This is a genomic window from Paraburkholderia caffeinitolerans, from assembly GCF_902859945.1.
Classification (GTDB): Bacteria; Pseudomonadota; Gammaproteobacteria; order Burkholderiales; family Burkholderiaceae; genus Paraburkholderia; species Paraburkholderia caffeinitolerans.
Genome location: NZ_CADIKL010000018.1, coordinates 25001 through 43954 on the forward strand (window position 1 = coordinate 25001; position 18954 = coordinate 43954).

Genomic DNA, 18954 nt, shown 5'->3' on the forward strand with positions numbered 1-18954 from the left:
TTTACCCGCAATTACTCCACGCTTTCGCCGCGCGCCTTGTGCTGCGCCGCGAGCTTGTCCTGCTGTGCGGGCGGCACGGGGTCGTAGTGGCTTAGCTGGATGCTGTAGTTGCCGTGGCCGCCCGCCAGCGAGTTCAGGCGCGACTGGTAGTCGTTGAGCTCGGCGAGCGGCACCTTGCCCGCAATCACCATGGCATGGCCGCCCGCCGTGCGCGTGCCGTGCACCTGGCCGCGCCGCGAGGAGAGGTCGCCGATGATGTCGCCCATGGCTGCTTCGGGCGTCATCACCTCGATGTCGACGATGGGTTCGAGCACGATGGGCTGCGCCTTGAGCACCGCATCGATAAACGCCTTGCGCCCAGCCGTAACGAACGCCACTTCCTTCGAGTCGACCGGATGGCTCTTGCCGTCGTATACGGTCACGCGCACGTCCTGCATCGGGAAGCCCGCGAGCGGCCCGTTTTCAATCACCTGCTGAATGCCTTTCTCGACGGCGGGAATGAACTGCGAGGGAATCGCGCCGCCCTTGACCGCATCGACGAATTCGAACCCCGCGCCGCGCGGCAGCGGCTCCACGCGCAGCATGACCTCGCCGAACTGGCCCGCGCCGCCGGTCTGCTTCTTGTGGCGGCAATGGCCTTCCGCCTTGCCGCCGATGGTCTCGCGCCACGCGATGGTGGGCGGCCGCGTGATCACTTCGAGCTTGTGCTGTTCCGTGAGCCGTTCAAGCATGTAGCGCAGATGCAGCTCGCCCAGGCCGTGCACGACGGTCTCGTTGGTGCCCTCGGGATGCTCGATCAGCAAACAGGGATCTTCGGCGGCGAGCTTTTGCAGGACCTCCCAGAGCCGCTGCTCGTGGCCGCGCCGCGCCGGCTCGATCGCGAGACCGTAGATCGGATTGGGAAACTCGCATGGCGTGAGGTGGATGTCGCCGTCCTCGGGGGCGTCGTGCAGCACGTCGTCGAAGCTGATGTCGTCGGCCTTGGCCACCGCGCAGATATTGCCGGGGCCGGCGCGCTGGATCTCCGTGTGATCCTTGCCTTGCAGCATCAGCAGATGCGCGACCTTGAAGGGCTGGCGGCCGTTGCCGATATACAGCTGGCTGTCGCGCGTGACCGTGCCCTGATGAATGCGGAACACGGCCACCTTGCCGATGTACGGGTCCACCACGATCTTGAACACATGCGCGAGCACGTGCTTGTCCGGGTCCGGCTCCGCTTGCACGGGTGTGCGCTTGCCCTCGGCCTCGCGATAGAACATCGGCGGGTTGCCCTCGGTGACGTTGGGCAGGAGACGCACGAACACGTCGAGCAATTGTGCAATGCCCGCGCCCGTTGCCGCCGAAGTGAAGCACACGGGCACCAGATGCCCTTCGCGCAGCGCGCGCTCGAATGGCTCGTGCAATTGCTCGGGGCGAATGGCTTCGCCCTGCTCCAGATACAGCTCCATTAATTCGGGGTCCAGTTCGATGACCTGGTCCACGAGCGCATTGTGCGCGGCTTCCACCGAATGAAAATCGGCCGCACCCGAGGGATTGAAAAAACAGTCCACCACGTCGCTGGCGTTTTGCGCAGGCAGATTGATGGGCAGGCACTGCTTGCCGAACAGCTCCTGAATTTGCTCGAGCAGGCCGGGAAGATCGACTTTTTCGCCGTCGATGCCGTTCACGACGATCATCCGGCACAGCTTGCGCTGCTGCGCCCAGCTCATCATGCGGCTGGTGGTCATTTCAATGCCGGTGCGTGCGTCGATCACGACGGCCGCGGTTTCCACCGCTTCGAGCGCGCTGATGGACAGGCCCGCGAAGTCGGGGTAGCCCGGTGTATCGAGCAGGAAAATGCGCGTGTCCTGGTAGTCCAGGTGCGCGAGCGCGGAATTAAGCGAGTGATGGTATTTGCGCTCGAGTGGATCGAAATCGCACAGGGCGGTGCCGCGATTCACGCTGCCCGGTGCGTGGAGCGCGCCGCCCTGATGGAGCAGCGCTTCAGCGAGCGAGGTCTTGCCGCAACCGGCGTGCCCGACGAGCGCGACAGTACGGATGGCTTCGGGGGTGAAATCCATTTGTCGATCCCTTGTTGTGCAGGTTCATCCAGGGTGGCCTACAATTTTTCTGTAAATCCACTGCATAATCAATACGTTGTCACCATTATTAGCCTGATTTGATCCATTTTGATCCGACTGCTACCCAGTATCGGATGGTGGGCTGGATGGTGGGTCAAAATATTGGGGAATGCCCTATGCCCATGCTTACCGACCGCGCGCTACGCAGCCTGAAACCTGACGATGGGCCGCTCACCGATAGTCAGGTGCCCGGACTGATGATCCGCCCCAATGCCAACGGCGGCAAGTGGGCGCTACGCTACGTGAGCCCTACGACGCGCAAGCGCCGTGAAATGGGATTGGGCGTGTACCCGTCCACGTCGCTGCGCGACGCCCGAGTGCGCGCGCTGGCGATGCGCAGCCAGATCGACAGCGGTCACGACCCAATCCAGGAGCGCGGACTTGAGCAGGTGATCGCCGAGCGGGAGGTAAATGTGCCCACGTTCCTGCAGGCCGCCGAGAAAACACACGAGAAGGCTAAGAGCGGCTGGAAGCATGCGGACGGTAGAAACGCGCGGCGGTGGCTCAGTAGCGTAAAAATGCACCTCGCGCCGCTGCTGGAGTGTCGCGTCGATACCCTCAAGCCGCGCGACTTTTCCGATGCGCTCGCGTCTGCGTGGATTGAGTGTCCACGTGTCGCGGATAACGTCTTTCAGCGCGCTAGCGCGATCATGGAATGGGCTTTCGCGGCGTACCCAGAGTACGTGATGTGTAATCCGGTGCCGAGCGCGCGCGCCTTGCTGCCGAGTCGAAGCGCGCGGCAGTCGAAGCCCAAACATCACCCTGCGATCCCGCACACCGATGCACCCGCATTCGTACGCGCGCACCTTGCGGGCATCGGGCCGCACGACGTGACGCGCGCGTGCACGTTCGTGCTGCTGCACACGGCGGTTCGCCCAGCCGAGGTGCGCGGCATGGAGTGGGGTGAACTTGATCTTGATCGTGCGCGGTGGCTGATCCCCGCGGAGCGGATGAAAGGTGGCGTCGAACACGATGTGCCGCTTGTCCCCGAGGTAGTGAGCCTGCTGCGCGCGATGCGCGAAATACAAGTGCACGATCGGTACGTTTTCCCGAACGTGACCAACACCGGGCCGCTTTCTGACGTGGACTTGCAGACGTTCTTTCGGAAAACGGGCATTGTGTCGGATACCCCCGGCCGAACTCCTGTTCCTCATGGATGTCGTGCGTGCTTTCGCGGTTGGGTGGATGCCAAAGGCTATGATCCCAGACTTGGCGAGCGCCAGCTTGCGCACCGGCTACGTGGAGAGACCGCGGTGGCATATCAACGAGATACGATGTTTGAGCGCCGGGCGATACTCATGGGAGCATGGACGAATTACCTGTACGGGCGGGCAGCGGCAGGTGACAACGCGATCCCGCTTAACGTGAGCGCAGCGGCATAAAAGCCCCCGGTCTTGTGGACAACATGCCAAAAGTTGGACATCAGTTCTCCCGTCGCCCGGTATGACTCTTGACGTAGTCGAGGACTTCGATGTTCCACTGCCTCCAGCAGAGCACTGGGGAACTCGGCTTCGGACGTGGTCCGATATGACTTGGTAAATAGGTTCTTCATAAAATTGTCGAAGTCACAGGGCCAAGCCTTCTGGATGGCCAACGAGGTCGGATCGTCCTTCGAATGATTTATCCATGTCAGCAGTGTGTTCCAACTCGTGGTTCCGGCCTTGACTGCCCCTAATTTTCTCCATCCTTCTTGAGATCCGTATATGTTGACGCTTCGCTGCTTGGAAAACGAATTCCTCGCTGAAGACGAAGAGCCTTCGCGGTTCATATTCGAAAATTCTGGGAAATTATTGCTGACGCACGAAGATGACGAGGAGGTTGAAATAGGATCTTTCAGTGTGAAATACGTCGATGTCACAGGCGCGATAACGGAGGGAGAATCCATCTTTGATGTTTTCGACAGCGACAGCACGTGCATCCAGTATTTTGAGGCGTTGTATGGCACGGACGAGGACATAAAGCCCCGGGTCGCTCGTCTTGCACATGGCGACAGCTGTTTGTGGAATCCTAGTCTGCTTATCCTGGACCGGTTAGTCGTTCACCGCGAGTACCGGGGAAGTGGCCTCGGACTGGTTGCGCTTCGTGGTCTGATACACAGGTTTCGCACGGGAGCTGGCCTGATCGCACTGAAGGCGTTTCCGCTGCAATTCGAGGGGAATCACCGAGAAAAGCCCGAGGGAAGTGATGAAATAAAGCTTGGTTATGACCAGTTTGATGTACCGATGCCCAAAGCTTCCTCCAAGTTACGAAGCTATTATCGCCAGGTAGGCTTCGTCCAAGTACCGCGCACGCCGTTCATGGTGAGGTCTCCGTAAGGGATTCCAGAACTCACGCATGAACCGGGTGCGCTTCTGCCGGCGAGCCGGCATTCGCCAGCCCTTCTTGCATACGCACGACGCTATCGGCATGAGCAGGGATTGATCACTGGCGCTGTAAACGCTGCGAGCGGAGTTATAGCCTCTGTCTCACTATATCGGGCTTACGAGCGCTGCGCATTTACTGAACCAGAACGTCTGCAAATGCAGTCTCTCTTTCCGCATTTGCTCGAAGCCCTGAGGATATGCTAGCGACTTGAAGCGGAGCGCATCAGACAGGTTGACGCCGGCTGCGGCTGGAGTATTGCCATGGCGGACCTTGGCGGAGCTTTTTGCTTTGCGGAAGAAAAGTTCGTCACGCTGATGAAATCTGAGTGGCCGGGCGCCTCGCCCCATGCTCTCCCAATTGAACTATTCAATTCTCTACAGCGGACACCTCGCCTGGCAATTTACGGCCATGCCATCGTTGTTGCCCCTTTTCTAACGAAGACTCTGATTTTTCTGCGGGCACGTCTGCGCGAGCCAATCGACAGCCTCACGAGACGTGAACGCGAAATTGCAGAACTTGTTGTGGTCGGTGATTTTGCCTTCGACGGATATCTCGATGACCGGCCAATCGGGAGTGGTGTGACACAGGATCATGGCGAGACCCCGAGCTAGGGGGGCGTTACACGCTCAGGCACGGATGAGGCTCGACGCGGAGCCATTGTTCGCGTAGGCTTTTCAAGAGTTCCGTCCTTCACGCGCGCGCTGAAATCCTGTGAAGAAAGACTCGATTCAAACACCTGTTTGCGCGGTATCTTGCGAAAGGCTACCGACCATGGATGACATCTCTCCGCAGGCCTTTATCGATGCCACGATGGCCTACCAGAAGACGGCCGCGGTGAAAGCCGCAGTGGCGCTCGATCTGTTCACCGCGATCGCCGACGAAGACGGCGACTTGGAGCGTATAGCCGAGCGGGTAAAGGCCGCCAAGCGCGGTGTGCGCATACTCTGCGACTTCCTGGCCGTGCACGGATTTCTGCAGAAGGAAACGGGACAGTATCGATTGACGCCGTCGACTTCGGCATTCCTGACGACTTCCTCTCCCGCCTGGATAGGAAGCATCGTGGATTTCCTCGCGGCCCCCGAAATGACGGCACTGTGGCTCGAGGACCCGGTCGCGTTCGTTCGCAACGGCGGTGCCTTGGGACTGGGCAACATCGCCCCCGACCATCCCGTCTGGGTGAAGTTTGCACGGTCGATGGCACCCTTCGTGGCCCAAACCGCGCAGAGCATCGCGCAACAGGTGAGCGTGTGGCCTCAGGCACCGACGCGCGTGCTGGATGTGGCGGCAGGGCATGGGCTGTTCGGAATCGCGATCGCCAAGGCGATCCCCGGCGCGGAAGTCGTGGCGACCGACTGGCAGCCGGTTCTTGAGGTCGCGATGGAGCACGCCGTAGCTGCCGGAGTCAATTCGCGTTACCGCACGGTCGCCGGCAGTGCGTTCGAAGTCGATTGGGGTACGAATTTCGATCTGGCTCTGGTTACGAACTTCCTGCACCACTTCGATCCGCCAACCTGCGTCGAAATACTCTCGAAAGTCCGCAAGAGCCTCGGTCCCGCAGGGCGAGCGCTGGCGGTGGAGTTTGTCCCAGACGAGAATCGCGTGTCGCCGCCCTTCGCCGCCGCGTTCTCATTTGTGATGCTTGCATCCACGCCGCAAGGCGACGCGTATACCGCGCGCGAGCTTGAGCAGATGGGCCGCGAAGCTGGCTTTTCCAACGTCAGTGTGACGCCCCTGCCACCTTCACCGGAAGCTCTCGTTACATTCGAATAGCACACACCTGGTACGCGATGGAAGGTCGCGACCGAGGTGCCGCGGCCTTGGAGCACGTGGTCAACTGTGAGATGTGCTGAACGCCGGTACCCAACTCACTCTGGTCAGACAACTTTCTCCAAAACGGTCAGTCAGCCAGGTCCAGATTTTGCAAAGTGGAGTGCCACGAAGGGGCCGTTGGCGACCTCACCCAATCGGCCAGTTGAGCCGTTCGCCCTTGCGGCCAACCGCACATTCAAATGGCCGTCCCGCGTCAGACATCGGACCTTCCGATGCTGGCGATCAGAATCATCGAGCATGGTTGTCTCGGCTCGCTGGTGGGCTAATTTACCTGTCCGGGAAAGCGGGGGAAGGCCACAGTGCCCATCGCACGATAGTAAAAAAATTATCAAGATTTCATGTCGGCCGGGCACGCGGTATGCGCGAGCTTTTTGAGAACGTTAAAAAACCGTCGTATTGACTGTCATGTGGTCTATGGTGCTATCCCTCCGCTATTTGGCAGTTTTGGGAATCTGCGTTTTATTCGCCGCTTGCGGACAGTTTGGGTCCGAACATACTGCGTGCAGGGTTGATTCCTGTCGGATGCGACACGAGATAGTGCAATCCGGCGATGCCTCATGGTATTCGGAAAAATTCCAGGGACATCTGACCGCGAGTGGAGAGCGCTTTGATGCCGGCGCACTAACGGCTGCCCATCGGACATTGCCGCTCGGCAGCTATGTGCGCGTCAGGTCGTTGGCAACCGGAAAGTCGGTTGTCGTGCGCATCAACGATCGCGGACCATACATCAAAAATCGAATTATCGATCTCTCCTATGCTGCGGCGAGGACGTTGGGTTTGACAAACGCACGGTCGATGCGAGTTCAGATCGAACGTGTGGAGAACACGGCGAACACGCAGGCGGAGTCGGATGGCGGCGGAATCTTGACGACGGGAAGGTAAAGGTTGGCGTGAAATTGCCGTGTCCGCACAACTCGATGAGATCGTGAGGACAAGCGCAGAAGCCTCGGGCGTCGCCGGCTTCCCACGCATCGGCGAGTGGCTCGCGCGGCGCGCGTAAGCGCCAGGCGTCGGCGCGGACCCTCATCCGAAATAGCTGATCCCCGAGACAATCATGAGCAGGTTCACCACCCGCGCGAAGTGATTGTCCGAGAGCCGCTGATAGAGCGTCATGCCGATCGCGGTGCCGAGCAGCGCCCCGGGGATGCACAGCAGGATGGCCGGGGCGAATCCGGTCTTGCCGCGGGAGTGCCGCATGAGACTGATGACCGCGAGCGTGGCGACCTGGGTGATCAGGATGAACGGCTGATATACATGGCCGGGCTACACGCGATCAACAGCGACACTCCGCGCGAGTTGTGCAAGCGACCAGTGCTGGATCCCGGCGGTCGCGACAATCGAACGGAATTGTCAACTTAACGTCGACAGCTGATTGGATTCGGAGAATGCATTGGTATCCTGATCAATTGACAATATTGGCCGCGTCAACAACGGGCCATTGATGCCACGCCGCGAGACTCGCCCGCAGTTGTAGGCGATGGCGTTGTCGAGCAGCAGTTCCGCGATGTCGCGCAGGCTCAGGTTGAAGCGAATGTACCAGCGAACAGCGCAACTGATGACGCTCGCGGGGAAACGCTGGCCGTGGTAGAGCGATTATTTCATCGGGCCATGCGATCGGGCCATGCTATCGGGCTCACGCGACGTCGACAATGGACGAAGCACGGCTTCGAACTCGTCTCATTGAGTCGCTACCGGCCAGAGTTGACAATCCCCCTCGATCTATCTGCACAGCGACGAGGTCAAGCGCGCGCATCAGATCGGCGAGGCGTTTGGCAGAATCAGATGAATATCCACACGCCCAAGCGCGCACGCAGGTGTGCGCGCGCCTATAAGCCGGCCGCATCGAACGTCTAGGCGAGCAGCCGCAAGACTTCCCCGAGCGACAGCACGGTTGTGCGCGAATCGAATGCGGTGGCGAACAGGTGTTCATGCACGACCTGATCCGGGTCGTAACAACATTCCTTGACCGTGTACAGACGGAAGTCCGCATCGCTTGCATACGCGACCGAAGACAACACCACACCGGTCGACGCGATGCCGACCATGATCAGCGAATCGACGCCTTGTGCCGAAAGTCGCACCTCCAGATCGGTGCCGAAGAACACGCTGGCGCGGTGCGCGACGATGAGCGGTTCATTGGCCTGCTGGCCCAACTCCGGCGCGATCCGGTCGTCGACAAAGCGGCCCAGTTGCTTGATGCCCTGTCCATTCTTGTTCAACGGGCTGACTTCCGGATAGCCCGGGCTGAACCGCAGATTGGCGAAATAAACGCCGATGCCTTTGGCCCGTGCCGCGTCGCAGAGTTTACGCGTATTGGCCAGCAAGTCCGGCGCCACCGATGGAAAGAGCCCGAGAATGTCGGTCTGATAATGCATGACGACAAGCGCGGTTCGCGCCGGCGCGATTGCCTCCATTTGCACATCTCCTTTCGGGCGCCTAATCGCCCATTCGCCCTTAACGCGACAACCCATAAGATTGACCGGTGGCTCTCGTGTGGTCAACGAATCTCACGAAGGCTTCGCAGTCTTTATCAGATTGTCCGCCTGTAGCATGCCCGGCAAGGCCTCAACGAACAGATCTGTCTGCAATGCCGCGCCAGCCTCGATGTCGTATTGCGAGAAGTCGCGGACACCAGCCGCCAATAGAACTTCGTCGTCCAGAAAGAACTTTCCGGAGGACTCTCTCGATGGGCGCGTCAAAATATAGTGGGCTGCGTCAGCAACGATCTCCGGTTTGCGGCACGCAGCAATCATCTTCGCGCCGCCGATCTCGTTTCGCACGGCGGCAGTCGCAATCGCGGTTCGTGGCCACAGTGAATTCACGGCGACGCCACGGTCCTTGAACTCGCCAGCGAGCGCCAGCGTGAACAGGCTCATCGTGTATTTTGCAATGGCGTATGCCGGGAAATCCTTGAACCACTTTGCGTCTGTGACCAGCGGGGGTGACAGCGTCAGGATGTGCGGATTAGGTGCATTGAGCAGGTGAGGCAGACAGGCCTGCGCACAGACAAATGTGCCCCTGCCGTTCACCCCGTGCATCAGGTCGTACCGCTTGACGGGTGTATTCAGCGTTCCAGTCAGGCGGATCGCACTCGCATTGTTCACGAGTATGTCGATACCGCCGAATACCTCAATGGTCCTGGCAACGGCGTCCTTTACGCGCTCCTCATCGCGAATGTCGACGACGAGTGGAAGCGCATTTCCGCCAGCCGCTTCCACTGCAGCGGCGGCCGTATGGATCGTGCCGTCGAGCCGCGGGTCCGGGTCTGCCGTTTTCGCTGCAATCACGACGTTGGCTCCGTCGCGTGCTGCGCGTAGTGCAATGGCAAGTCCGATACCCCGGCTGCCACCGGACATGAAAATTGTCTTGCCGGCAAGGTCCATGGTCATCTCCTCACTTCTTGCGCTGGTATGCGCTAGCTACGCTGCGCCTCAGGCGCGCTTCACGACGCCCCGCACCGACGGGTTTGACCCGCCAATGTGCAGATCAATTCGCTGCAAAGCGGCAATCGTCGATGTCCACAACGCAGACAGGTGTTGGCAACTGGTTGATTGTTTGATTTTGCGCCTAAGATGAATTTCTATGCGCGCAAGCTGTTGCAGGCCCGCAAACGGCGGGAGCCAGAAGGCCGCGCGCGGATCGACGCCAACAAGTGTTTTCATCATGAATGCGAGCGTGCGCGCGGCGGGTGCCTGTCGTGCGTCTGCAATAACACCAAGGTGCGCGACGGAGAACGCCGCGCTGGGGACGTCTGGCCGGCCTGGCCGGTCGGCCTTGCTTCGCCATGTCTTGCTTGCACTGGCTTGCGCGCTGGGCGCGGCGCCGGCCGTGCCCGCCGTGATACCCGCCAATACAGTCGACCCAGCCAGCACGACGCACGCCGTTACTGGCGCGAGCCGTACCGATCTCCCCATTCCGCCACGCGACGCAGCCGTGCGCCAGGTCGTGCTGGGCATCATCAGCTTTACACGCTGGCCGACGCCGCCCGCGCGCCTGCACCTGTGCGTGACGGGCCGGCCCAACTACGCGCAGGGCTTCGTCGACACGCTGCAGGCCGGCTCGACGCCGCTCGACGTACAGCACGTCGAGTTTAATGATTCCACCCTCGGCGCAACCTGCCAGGTCGTCTATCTTGGCGAACTGAGCAACACCGAGCGACAGCAGGTAAGCGCTGCCGTGGCAGGCCATCCTGTCCTGACGATTGCGGAGCACGATCCGTCTTGTACCGCAGGCAGCATGTTCTGTCTCACTATCGACGGCGAACGCGTCACGTTCGATATCAATCTCGATGCCGTGGCGCGCAGCGGCGTACGAGTCCACCCGAATGTACTCAACCTGGCGCGGCGGCCGGTGATGCCATGACACAGCCCGCACCCCCCGTTTCCCCTCCGCCGACGCCGCGCCCGACGCTGCAAGCCGTATTGCGCCGCGCGCACCTGCGTCTGGCGTTCGTCGCCGTCACAATGGCCACGGTGTCATTGATCATGGTCGCTGTGATCGCATTGCGGGCCTATTCCGGCAACAACCTGAACCTGCTGGCACGCTCCCTCGGCTATACGGTTGAGGCGGCGTTGGTGTTCGGCGACCGTGTCGCAGCGGCCCAGGCGATCGAGCTGATCGCCAAAGAAGAGGACGTGGCTGAGATCGTTGTCACGGATAGCAGGAGCCGGCCGTTCGCGGCATGGCAGACGCCAGCCGCCAGTGCGATCGCCCGGCTCGAGCGGGCAGTCGCCGACGTTGCGCTGCCCGGACCCGTGACCGTACCGGTGCTGCACGACGGCATCGTCGTCGGTTACGTCGAAGTGCGCGGCCAGGGGCATCAGTTCTTCGGCTTCCTGCTCGGAGGCGTCGGCGGTATCCTGGCCTGCCTCGCCGTTAGCGTACTTGGCGCCTATGTCAGTTCGAAGCGCGTGGTGCGCAATATTGTCGCCCCGCTGGGCGCGCTGGCCGGTGTCGCCCACGCAGTGCGGCGCGAACGCGCGTTCGAGCGGCGCGTCAAGCCCGCTGCGATTGCTGAACTGAATCAGCTCGGCGACGACTTCAACGCCTTGCTCGATGAATTCGAAGACTGGCAAAACCACCTGCGCGACGAAAACGCGTCGCTCGAACACAAGGCAACCCACGATGCGCTCACTGGCCTGCCCAACCGCTTGCAGTTCGAAGCTCGCCTCAAGTGCGCTCTCAGCGAAGCCACGGTGACGGACCAGCGAGTCGCCGTTCTCTATCTCGACTGTGACCGTTTCAAAGAGATCAACGACTGCTTCGGCCATGACGCGGGCGACGCGGTGCTGATCGGCATCGCGGCACGGCTGCGTACGCAATTGTGCGAGGTCGATCTGGTGGCACGGCTCGGCGGCGACGAATTCGCCGTGATGCTGGCGCCGATGCGCGAACTGGCCAGCGCCGCCCGTATTGCCGAGGACATCCTGTCCGGCATGACGCTGTCGATCACGTTGTCCGATGGCCGCACGGTCGCCGCCATGATGAGCATCGGGATTGCACTGTATCCCGATCACGCGTGCGACGCGAACGGCCTGCTGCGCGCTGCAGATGCGGCGATGTATCGGGCCAAGCGCGCGCGACCGGGTTCGTGGCAGTTCGCCGAAGGTATTGCTGGACCGGCTTGACGCGATGGCATGGCGCAGCAGCCGGAGCGTCGCAAGGATTAGCAACAGCGCGCGCGAAGCCGGCGCGCTCGAGGAGAATGCGATGAACAAGCACTCGTTTCCTGCAAGGATCTGGCGATCAGGTATTGTGAGCGCACTGCTCCTGTGTTTGCTGCTTGGGGGCTGCAAGACGCCGCCGCTTTACCGCGGTCTGACGCACAAGCAGGTCCAGGTACTCACGTCTGCGGGATTCGAGGAGACCGAGCAGGGCTTCGAGTTCGGCTTGACCGGCCCCATCCTGTTCGACTTCGATCGCTATAACCTCAAGCCTGACGTCCGCCGGACTGTCGAGCGGATTGGCCGCACGCTTACGTCGGCGGGGCTCAACAGCGTGCGCGTCTATGGCTACAGCGATGCGGAGGGCTCAAACGCCTATGACCTCGAGTTGTCCAGACGCCGCGCCGAGATCGTGGCGCTCGAACTCGTCGACACCGGCCTTCCTGCCGAACACGTCGAAATCGCTGGGAAAGGCAAGCGCGACCCGGTTGGCGACAACCGCACGGAAGCCGGCCGCGCACAAAACCGCCGGGTCGCAATTGTCGTCTCACCGCGCTGAGCCGGCGCGGTGTTTCGCTTGTGGCGGTTCCAACCGGCATCCGCCCGGTAAGCATGGTCGCGAGAGTAATGGCGCGGGAGAACGGCGCATCAATGGACCGTTGTTGCCGCAGCCAATATTGTCAATTGATCAGGATGCCAATGCATTCTACGAATCTAATTAGCCGTTGACGTTAAGGTGATAATGCGCTTCGGGCTTTTGTTCCTTCTTGTAAAACTGTGCGTGAAAACCTGAGATCCTCAACGCCGAGGGGGTTGCCTAACTGGAGAAAATATCCGCGGAGGTCAACTGCGTATTGGCTGGATTATCAATGTGAGCCTCTATTGGACGCCGACAGTAGTCGTGGGCGAATTTGCGGGCGGCCGTAAGGAATTGTTGGACCCTGGTTGGGAATAGTGCCGCCGCACCAACACGAATGAATGTTCATCAAGCTGTTGCATCGACCGGTTGAATCTGCCGGCGGACCCAGAAGTTCGGAAAGAGATTAGACGTAGCAGGAAGGGGCAGACGCCACCTGCTAAACTCATTGATTATCGACCTGGATGTCTTTTAGTAAGCCAATCATGAAGAGCAGTGCGAAAGGGGGCCTCGTTTATTCCACTGACGGCGGGCGGATGTGTCCCGATTGCAGGCGGGTTCTCGCGCAATGCGTTTGCAGGACGATCGCCAGTACACGACAGGTAGGCGACGGCGTTGCACGGGTGGTTCGCGAGACCAAAGGTCGGGGCGGGAAGAGCGTGACGATCGTTAAGGGGTTGGCGCTTGACCCCGCTGGCCTGGCCTTGCTGGGGAAGCAGTTGCGTGCGGCCTGCGGCTCGGGTGGAACGGTCAAGGATGGCGTGATTGAAGTGCAGGGCGACCATTGCGACCGCGTCCTCGAAGAACTCAAAAAGTCCGGCCATAGTGCGAAGCGGGCCGGGGGCTAATTTATCAGTGGGCGGCGGCCGAGAGGCTCAATAGACCGCGCATGGGCAGCAACAGCCAGCTATCGTCAATTCACGAAGGTCATCTCACGAGATGGAGTTGCCCGGCGTCGTTCAGGGCTCTTTGTGGATGATTCATCCGATATCCGGGGGCAGGGATGGCGCCACAAGCCGCGCCAGTACCTCGGGGTAATGCGATCAAGCGAATAGCGCAAAATGTGGCTCGTTGAAACGCGCCTGAGCTGGTTTTTCAGCGCGGTGCATTGGCAAGACAATCATGCTGAAGAGGGACAAATGAAGAAAGGAAAGGCGAAACTTACGCGTCATGATGCTGAACGACTCTTCGAAGGACTACCCAGCGGGAACGTGAGGGTGTCGAGCCGGCCCGAGAACCCATTCGAATCAGGGGCGTTCGCCGAGGTCGAGCGCGTCGACGACGAAGCCAAACTCTGGAAAGACAATCTCATCACTCTCCCGGTAGCGATCGAGTTGCCTGCTGGCTACGAGTCGGTCTCCCGCATGCGCGAGGCGATGGCGCGGGCATGGCGCATGAAGTGGGTGCGTGAGGGGGAAAACGAGGTTGTCGCCGAATTTCCTGAAGGATGGACAGCCGTTCGCCCGAAAAGTGGGCCCATAGAGTTGCGAGATTCCTCGGGCGTGGTCCGTGCCTTGTACGGGTGGGCCGAGGACGCTGAACTCAGGATTCTGCCGCGCTATCTGGTTGAGTCGCAGGCGAACAGTTCAACTGGACTGGGTAGCCTGGTAGTCCGTGATCGTGCAAACAGCCAGATTCTCGAGAGATCATCAATCTGGTCTGCTAAATCTGGTACCAATCATCCGGATTGGAGCAGGCTGACAGTGTGGCTCAACTCACACTACCCGCGACATCTGGATCCGCTGCGGTACTGGAAGGATTGCGAGGAAAATATCCAGAGCTAAGCGGTCTTTCGATTTTTGGGCGCTCGGTTCCCGAGGCAAAGTAACGCTTCCCGGCTTCCCGGCTTCCCGGCTTCCCGGCTTCCCGGCTTCCCGGCTGCGCTGGCAAGTCCCACTGCTGGATCGAACCACCGGGGCGGTACGAAGGCCTGCTTCGCTCGTATGGGTCCATTGCATGTCGGGGAACTTCCACCCGTATAGGCGTTTGAGCGATGACCAGTCTACGAGCGAAGCACGGACAAGTTCAATTTGCTGGCTGGATCAATCGACCAAATTCGGCCGTTCGTTACTGCCGTACGGATCGTCAACGATCTGCATCGCGGAGCGGTTGCAGAATTGAAGAACCGGAATCAGCCGTCCATAGTCCGTGGAGCGGCTTCGCGACATGGTGCCGCCGCCGTGTAGCTCGCCTCTCAGGTTTGGGGTTGCTTCGATTGTCTCGTTTTCTACGCGTCCTTGAGCCAGGGCATTTCCACGGGTGACACCACCAGCTGCCGGAACTCGCGCTTCAGTTCGAAGATAAACCCAACCAGGATCATGGAGTCGGCATAGGGGATTGGAAATACGTGAGGGTTTTCCGCCGTGCGCAGCGGGTGCGTGGGCGTGTCCGCCGTCGTTGCGGCGTTCTCCCGGACGCTTTCCAGTTCGTCAGCCATTGCCTGCCCACTTAGTTTCACGACGCGGCTACGCAGGTCGCTGAAGGGTTCGATGCGCGCCCCGTCTTCGTTGTATTCCGGCACTTCATAGATGAACCAGGACATTTGCGTCTCCTGAAAAAAGGCAGCCATTCTAACAGTGGGCGTAATTGCGACCGGCCTGATATCTCTGGAGCATTTCAACCTTGGAGAGCGGGCCGTTGCCCTTGGGGAACCAGGGCGGCTTGACGGCGCTGAAAGCTATGAGCGCTGCCTTGAGCTTGACCCGTCGTACGCGGATACTCACCGCAATCTGGCAAGCCTGCTTGAGAGACGGGTTGACGCTCAGGGCGCATCATCTGAATGCCTGGAGCCGCATGACGACTTGAAAGCTATATTCAAGGGGATAATGCCTGCATTCACACGTTCTGCTCTAACGCAGCTCAAACGTCCTCCGTCCGGGCTGTTGCCCTCGCATTCCCTCCGGCAGCTCGGGGCGCAGCCCAGCCTCAATCTGATCGATGGTTGGCAGGATGATCTCCAGCGATGGTGGCGCTGCGCGCATTTTCTGTCACCCGGCCACGCCAATCGGTTTGGTCACACCGCGCAGCGCATATATCGGCTCATCTAGTACGTTACTGCGAAGCCCCTCTCGAGTACCGCATGTTCTGAAAGTTGATGCTGTCATGTAGCGCGGGATATGAGCCGGAAATTTCCAGCTGAAACCGGGACGGAATTTGGGCTAGCCTCAGTTCGGATGCGCCGGGCCTACGTCGATCGAGGGACGAAGGAAGGCCTGTCGAACAAGGAAATCCACCGCTGCCTGAAACGCTATATCGTCTTCGCGGGCGTGCACAGGCAGGCAAGCGTACTGGGCGCCACTTGAGGCAAGGCGCGGCGCGCCAGTGCGTTGCCAGCGTTGTGTCAGTCGTGCGCCATCGCGCGATCGACGCTCATTTGCGTGGGCATCATGTTGACGTTTGCGTTATGCATGACCCACAGCGAAAGCCCGACGATCACCGCGATCAGGAGCGCCGTGCACACGAAGATGCCGGTGTTCGCTCGCTGGCTGCGCGAGGCGCCGATATGCAGGAAATACACTAGCTGCACGACGAGTTGCGCGATGCACAGCACGACGATGGCCGCGAGCCCTACCCCGGGCGATACGAGATGAAATATGACCACGCCAAAGGACGCGAGCGTGAGCACGAGCGACAGGATTGTGCCGACCATGTAGCCCTTGAGGCTGCCGTGCGCGTCGTCATGGTCGATTGGGTGTGTGGCGTGAGCTTGGGTCACAGCATGCCTCGCAGATAGACGAAGGTGAAAACGCAGATCCACACGAGATCCAGGAAGTGCCAGAACAGGCTCAGGCACGCGAGACGGCGGCGGGTCGCATCAGTGAGCCCGAACTTCCAGGTCTGATGCATCATGATCACAATCCACAGCAGGCCGGCCGTGACGTGTAGACCGTGTGTGCCAACCAATGTGAAGTAAGCTGAAAGATATGCGCTCGTATGCGGGCCCGCGCCATCGGCAATGAGCTTCGCGAACTCGTTCACCTCCATGCCAACGAAGCCTGTGCCAAACGCAAACGTGATCGCGAGCCAGAGAATGACCTGCGCGCGGCGCTGCGCATGCAGGCCCAGCATCGCCATGCCGAACGTTACGCTGCTCGCGAGCAGCAGCAGCGTTTCGCCGAGCACGTAGGGCAGTTCAAAGAGCTGCCTGCCGCTGGGACCGCCTGCCGTCGCATTCGCGAGCACGCCGAAGGTGGCGAAGAGCGTCGCGAAGATGAGGCAGTCGCTCATCAGGTAGATCCAGAACCCCAGCGTGGTTTTGGTGCCATCGTCGTGACTGTGATCGTGGCCGTGCCCATGGGCATGAGTGGTAGCAGCGTGTGCCATGGTTAGGCCATCTCCTCGATTTGCTCGGGTTGTTCGGAACGCATAGCGATGTCGAGCTGGCTGAAGCGCGCATTTTCGATGCGCGCTACCTCCGCAGCCGGCACCCAATAATCGACGTCCTGGTCGTAGCTGCGCACGATGAAGGTGGCGATCATGCCGGCGAGCCCCAACGCTGCGAACGGCCACATGTGCCATACAGCGGCGAAACCGAACAGCAGGCTGAACGCGGCGATGATGAAGCCCGCACCCGTGTTGCGCGGCATGTGAATGTCTTCATAGGTGAGCGGCTGTACATATGCTCGGCCCGCTTCCTTATTGTCCCAGTGCTGCTCCATCGAGGTGATGTCCGGCAACACGGCGAAGTTGTAGAACGGAGCGGGCGAGGCCGTCGACCATTCGAGGCTGCGGCCGTCCCATGGGTCGCCGGTGACGTCGCGGAGCGCATCGCGGTTGCGAATGCTCACGTAAAGCTGCACGATGAATGAGAGGATGCCGAGGCCCACGAACACCGCGCCCACAAGCGCCACCACGAGCCACGGGTGCCATCCGGGCACCGCGTAGTGATTCATGCGGCGCGTCATGCCCTCGAAGCCAAGGATGTAGAGCGGCGTGAACGCGAGCCAGTAACCGATCAGCCAACACCAGAACGACACCTTGCCCCAGAATTCGTCGAGCGTGAAACCGAACACCTTCGGGAACCAGAAGCTGATGCCAGCAAGACAACCGAACACCACGCCGCCGATGATCACGTTATGGAAGTGCGCGACGAGAAATAATGAGTTGTGCAGCACGAAGTCCGCGCCCGGTACGGCAAGGAGCACGCCCGTCATGCCGCCCACGGCGAAGGTCACCATGAAGCCGATGGTCCAGAGCGTGGCGCTGTGATAGCGGATGCGACCGCGATACATCGTGAAGAGCCAGTTGAACAGCTTCACGCCGGTCGGGATCGAGATGATCGTGGTCATAATGCCGAAGAACGCATTGACATTCGCACCTGAGCCCATCGTGAAGAAGTGATGGAGCCACACGAAGAACGAAAGGATGCCGATCGAGGCCGTCGCGTACACCATCGATTTATAGCCGAACAGCGGCTTGCCCGAGAATGTAGCGATGATCTCTGAAAAGGCACCGAATGCAGGCAGGATCAGGATATATACCTCGGGGTGGCCCCATACCCAGATCAGGTTGATGTACATCATTGCATTTCCGCCGAGCTCGTTCGTGAAGAAATGCATGTCGAGATAGCGGTCCATCGTGAGCAGCGCGAGCGTGCCGGTGAGTACCGGGAACACCGCGACGATCAGGATGTTGGTAATGAATGCCGTCCACACAAATACAGGCATCTTCATGAGGTTCATGCCGGGCGCGCGCATGCGCAGGATTGTCACGATGAAGTTGATGCCCGAGAGCGTTGTGCCAAGGCCTGATAGCTGCAAAGACCATATGTAGTAGTCCACACCGACTGTCGGGCTGTAGCCAAGCTCCGAGAGTGGCGGATACGCGACCCAGCCTGTCGCGGCGAAGTCGCCAACGAACATCGAGACCATCACCAGCACCGCGCCCACCACCGAGAGCCAGTAGGAGAGCGAGTTCACGAACGGATATGCCACGTCGCGCGCGCCGATCTGAAGCGGCACGACCACGTTCATCAGCCCGAGAATGAGCGGAGTGGCTACGAAGAAGATCATGATGACGCCGTGCGCCGTAAAGATCTGATCGTAGTGATGTGGCGGTAGATAGCCCGCCGCGTCGTTAAAGGCGATTGCCTGCTGCACGCGCATCATGATTGCGTCGGCGAAACCGCGCAGCAACATGACGACCGCGAGCACGATGTACATGATGCCAATGCGCTTGTGGTCCACCGAGGTGATCCACTCGCGCCACAGATAGCCCCACTTCCCTGCGATCGTGATCGCGGCGAGCAAGGCAAGGCCGCCGAGCGCCACTGCGGCGCCCGTGCCCATGATGATCGGCTCGTGCCAAGGAACGGCACCGAGCGTGAGTTTTCCGAACATGA

General features: G+C 60.3%; 19 protein-coding genes and 1 pseudogene. 10 read left to right on the forward strand and 10 right to left on the reverse strand.

Translation table 11 applies throughout. The features are described 5' to 3' along the window. Positions 1 to 11: 11 nt before the first annotated feature. Complete coding sequence (gene fusA, locus HV773_RS18690; protein ID WP_129563991.1) at positions 12 to 2060, reverse strand: elongation factor G; 2049 nt, start codon at positions 2058 to 2060, stop codon at positions 12 to 14. A gap of 176 nt (positions 2061 to 2236) precedes the next feature. On the opposite strand from fusA, the gene HV773_RS18695 reads away from it, so the two are divergent. The 5 genes from HV773_RS18695 to HV773_RS18715 all read left to right on the forward strand — a co-directional run bounded on the left by HV773_RS18695 (position 2237) and on the right by HV773_RS18715 (position 7196). Next, complete coding sequence (locus tag HV773_RS18695; protein WP_160113489.1) at positions 2237 to 3502, forward strand: tyrosine-type recombinase/integrase; 1266 nt, start codon at positions 2237 to 2239, stop codon at positions 3500 to 3502. 321 nt (positions 3503 to 3823) lie between these two features. After that, positions 3824 to 4435, forward strand: a complete 612-nt coding sequence (locus HV773_RS18700; protein ID WP_129563993.1) for a hypothetical protein — start codon at positions 3824 to 3826, stop codon at positions 4433 to 4435. 309 nt (positions 4436 to 4744) lie between these two features. Then, complete coding sequence (locus HV773_RS18705) at positions 4745 to 5095, forward strand: hypothetical protein (RefSeq protein ID WP_160113490.1); 351 nt, start codon at positions 4745 to 4747, stop codon at positions 5093 to 5095. A gap of 160 nt (positions 5096 to 5255) precedes the next feature. Next, on the forward strand, positions 5256 to 6254 hold the full coding sequence (locus HV773_RS18710) for a methyltransferase (RefSeq protein ID WP_129563994.1): 999 nt from the start codon (positions 5256 to 5258) through the stop codon (positions 6252 to 6254). Between the two features lie 597 nt (positions 6255 to 6851). Continuing rightward, positions 6852 to 7196 (forward strand): septal ring lytic transglycosylase RlpA family protein, encoded by a 345-nt coding sequence (locus HV773_RS18715; protein WP_227875438.1) that lies wholly within the window; start codon positions 6852 to 6854, stop codon positions 7194 to 7196. 141 nt (positions 7197 to 7337) lie between these two features. Here the strand turns inward: HV773_RS18715 and HV773_RS18720 are convergent, their stop codons facing one another. The 5 genes and pseudogenes from HV773_RS18720 to HV773_RS18735 form a co-directional block, all read right to left on the reverse strand. Next, the gene (locus tag HV773_RS18720; protein WP_160113491.1) at positions 7338 to 7511 is read right to left on the reverse strand and encodes a hypothetical protein; all 174 of its coding nucleotides are present in this window, start codon (positions 7509 to 7511) and stop codon (positions 7338 to 7340) included. Between the two features lie 279 nt (positions 7512 to 7790). Beyond that, positions 7791 to 7871, reverse strand: a pseudogene (locus HV773_RS37550) (IS6 family transposase); the annotation flags it as partial. Positions 7872 to 8164: 293 nt separating this feature from the next. Then, positions 8165 to 8785, reverse strand: coding sequence for a cysteine hydrolase family protein (locus HV773_RS18725; RefSeq protein ID WP_129564462.1), 621 nt, complete (start codon positions 8783 to 8785; stop codon positions 8165 to 8167). A 36-nt stretch (positions 8786 to 8821) separates the two neighbouring features. After that, entirely contained in the window at positions 8822 to 9697 is an 876-nt protein-coding gene (locus HV773_RS18730; RefSeq protein ID WP_129563995.1) for an SDR family oxidoreductase, read from the reverse strand. 48 nt (positions 9698 to 9745) lie between these two features. Next, positions 9746 to 9979 carry a hypothetical protein gene (locus HV773_RS18735; protein WP_129563996.1) on the reverse strand — a complete coding sequence of 78 codons (234 nt, stop codon included), beginning with the start codon at positions 9977 to 9979 and terminating at the stop codon, positions 9746 to 9748. On the opposite strand from HV773_RS18735, the gene yfiR reads away from it, so the two are divergent. The 5 genes from yfiR (at position 9978) to HV773_RS18760 (ending at position 14398) form a co-directional block, all read left to right on the forward strand. Further along, entirely contained in the window at positions 9978 to 10676 is a 699-nt protein-coding gene (yfiR, locus tag HV773_RS18740; RefSeq protein WP_129563997.1) for a regulatory sequestration protein YfiR, read from the forward strand. The genes HV773_RS18735 and yfiR overlap by 2 nt on opposite strands. After that, positions 10673 to 11941 carry a diguanylate cyclase DgcN/YfiN gene (dgcN, locus tag HV773_RS18745; protein ID WP_129563998.1) on the forward strand — a complete coding sequence of 423 codons (1269 nt, stop codon included), beginning with the start codon at positions 10673 to 10675 and terminating at the stop codon, positions 11939 to 11941. The genes yfiR and dgcN overlap by 4 nt, the downstream gene beginning before the upstream one ends. An 82-nt stretch (positions 11942 to 12023) precedes the next feature. After that, the gene (gene yfiB, locus HV773_RS18750) at positions 12024 to 12536 is read left to right on the forward strand and encodes an outer membrane lipoprotein YfiB (protein WP_129564463.1); all 513 of its coding nucleotides are present in this window, start codon (positions 12024 to 12026) and stop codon (positions 12534 to 12536) included. Positions 12537 to 13099: 563 nt separating this feature from the next. After that, a complete protein-coding gene (locus HV773_RS18755) occupies positions 13100 to 13462 on the forward strand; it encodes a translation initiation factor Sui1 (protein WP_129563999.1) in 363 nt (120 codons plus the stop codon). 291 nt (positions 13463 to 13753) lie between these two features. Further along, the gene (locus HV773_RS18760; protein WP_129564464.1) at positions 13754 to 14398 is read left to right on the forward strand and encodes a hypothetical protein; all 645 of its coding nucleotides are present in this window, start codon (positions 13754 to 13756) and stop codon (positions 14396 to 14398) included. Positions 14399 to 14841: 443 nt separating this feature from the next. Here HV773_RS18760 and HV773_RS18765 read toward each other — a convergent pair whose 3' ends face one another. From HV773_RS18765 to cyoB, 4 genes are all read right to left on the reverse strand, one after another. Beyond that, on the reverse strand, positions 14842 to 15156 hold the full coding sequence (locus HV773_RS18765) for a helicase (protein WP_129564000.1): 315 nt from the start codon (positions 15154 to 15156) through the stop codon (positions 14842 to 14844). 798 nt (positions 15157 to 15954) lie between these two features. Further along, positions 15955 to 16329, reverse strand: a complete 375-nt coding sequence (gene cyoD / locus HV773_RS18775) for a cytochrome o ubiquinol oxidase subunit IV (protein ID WP_227875440.1) — start codon at positions 16327 to 16329, stop codon at positions 15955 to 15957. After that, positions 16326 to 16937 (reverse strand): cytochrome o ubiquinol oxidase subunit III, encoded by a 612-nt coding sequence (gene cyoC, locus HV773_RS18780; RefSeq protein ID WP_129564002.1) that lies wholly within the window; start codon positions 16935 to 16937, stop codon positions 16326 to 16328. The genes cyoD and cyoC overlap by 4 nt, the downstream gene beginning before the upstream one ends. Before the next feature lie 2 nt (positions 16938 to 16939). Beyond that, on the reverse strand, positions 16940 to 18952 hold the full coding sequence (cyoB, locus tag HV773_RS18785; protein WP_129564003.1) for a cytochrome o ubiquinol oxidase subunit I: 2013 nt from the start codon (positions 18950 to 18952) through the stop codon (positions 16940 to 16942). Positions 18953 to 18954 lie beyond the last annotated feature (2 nt).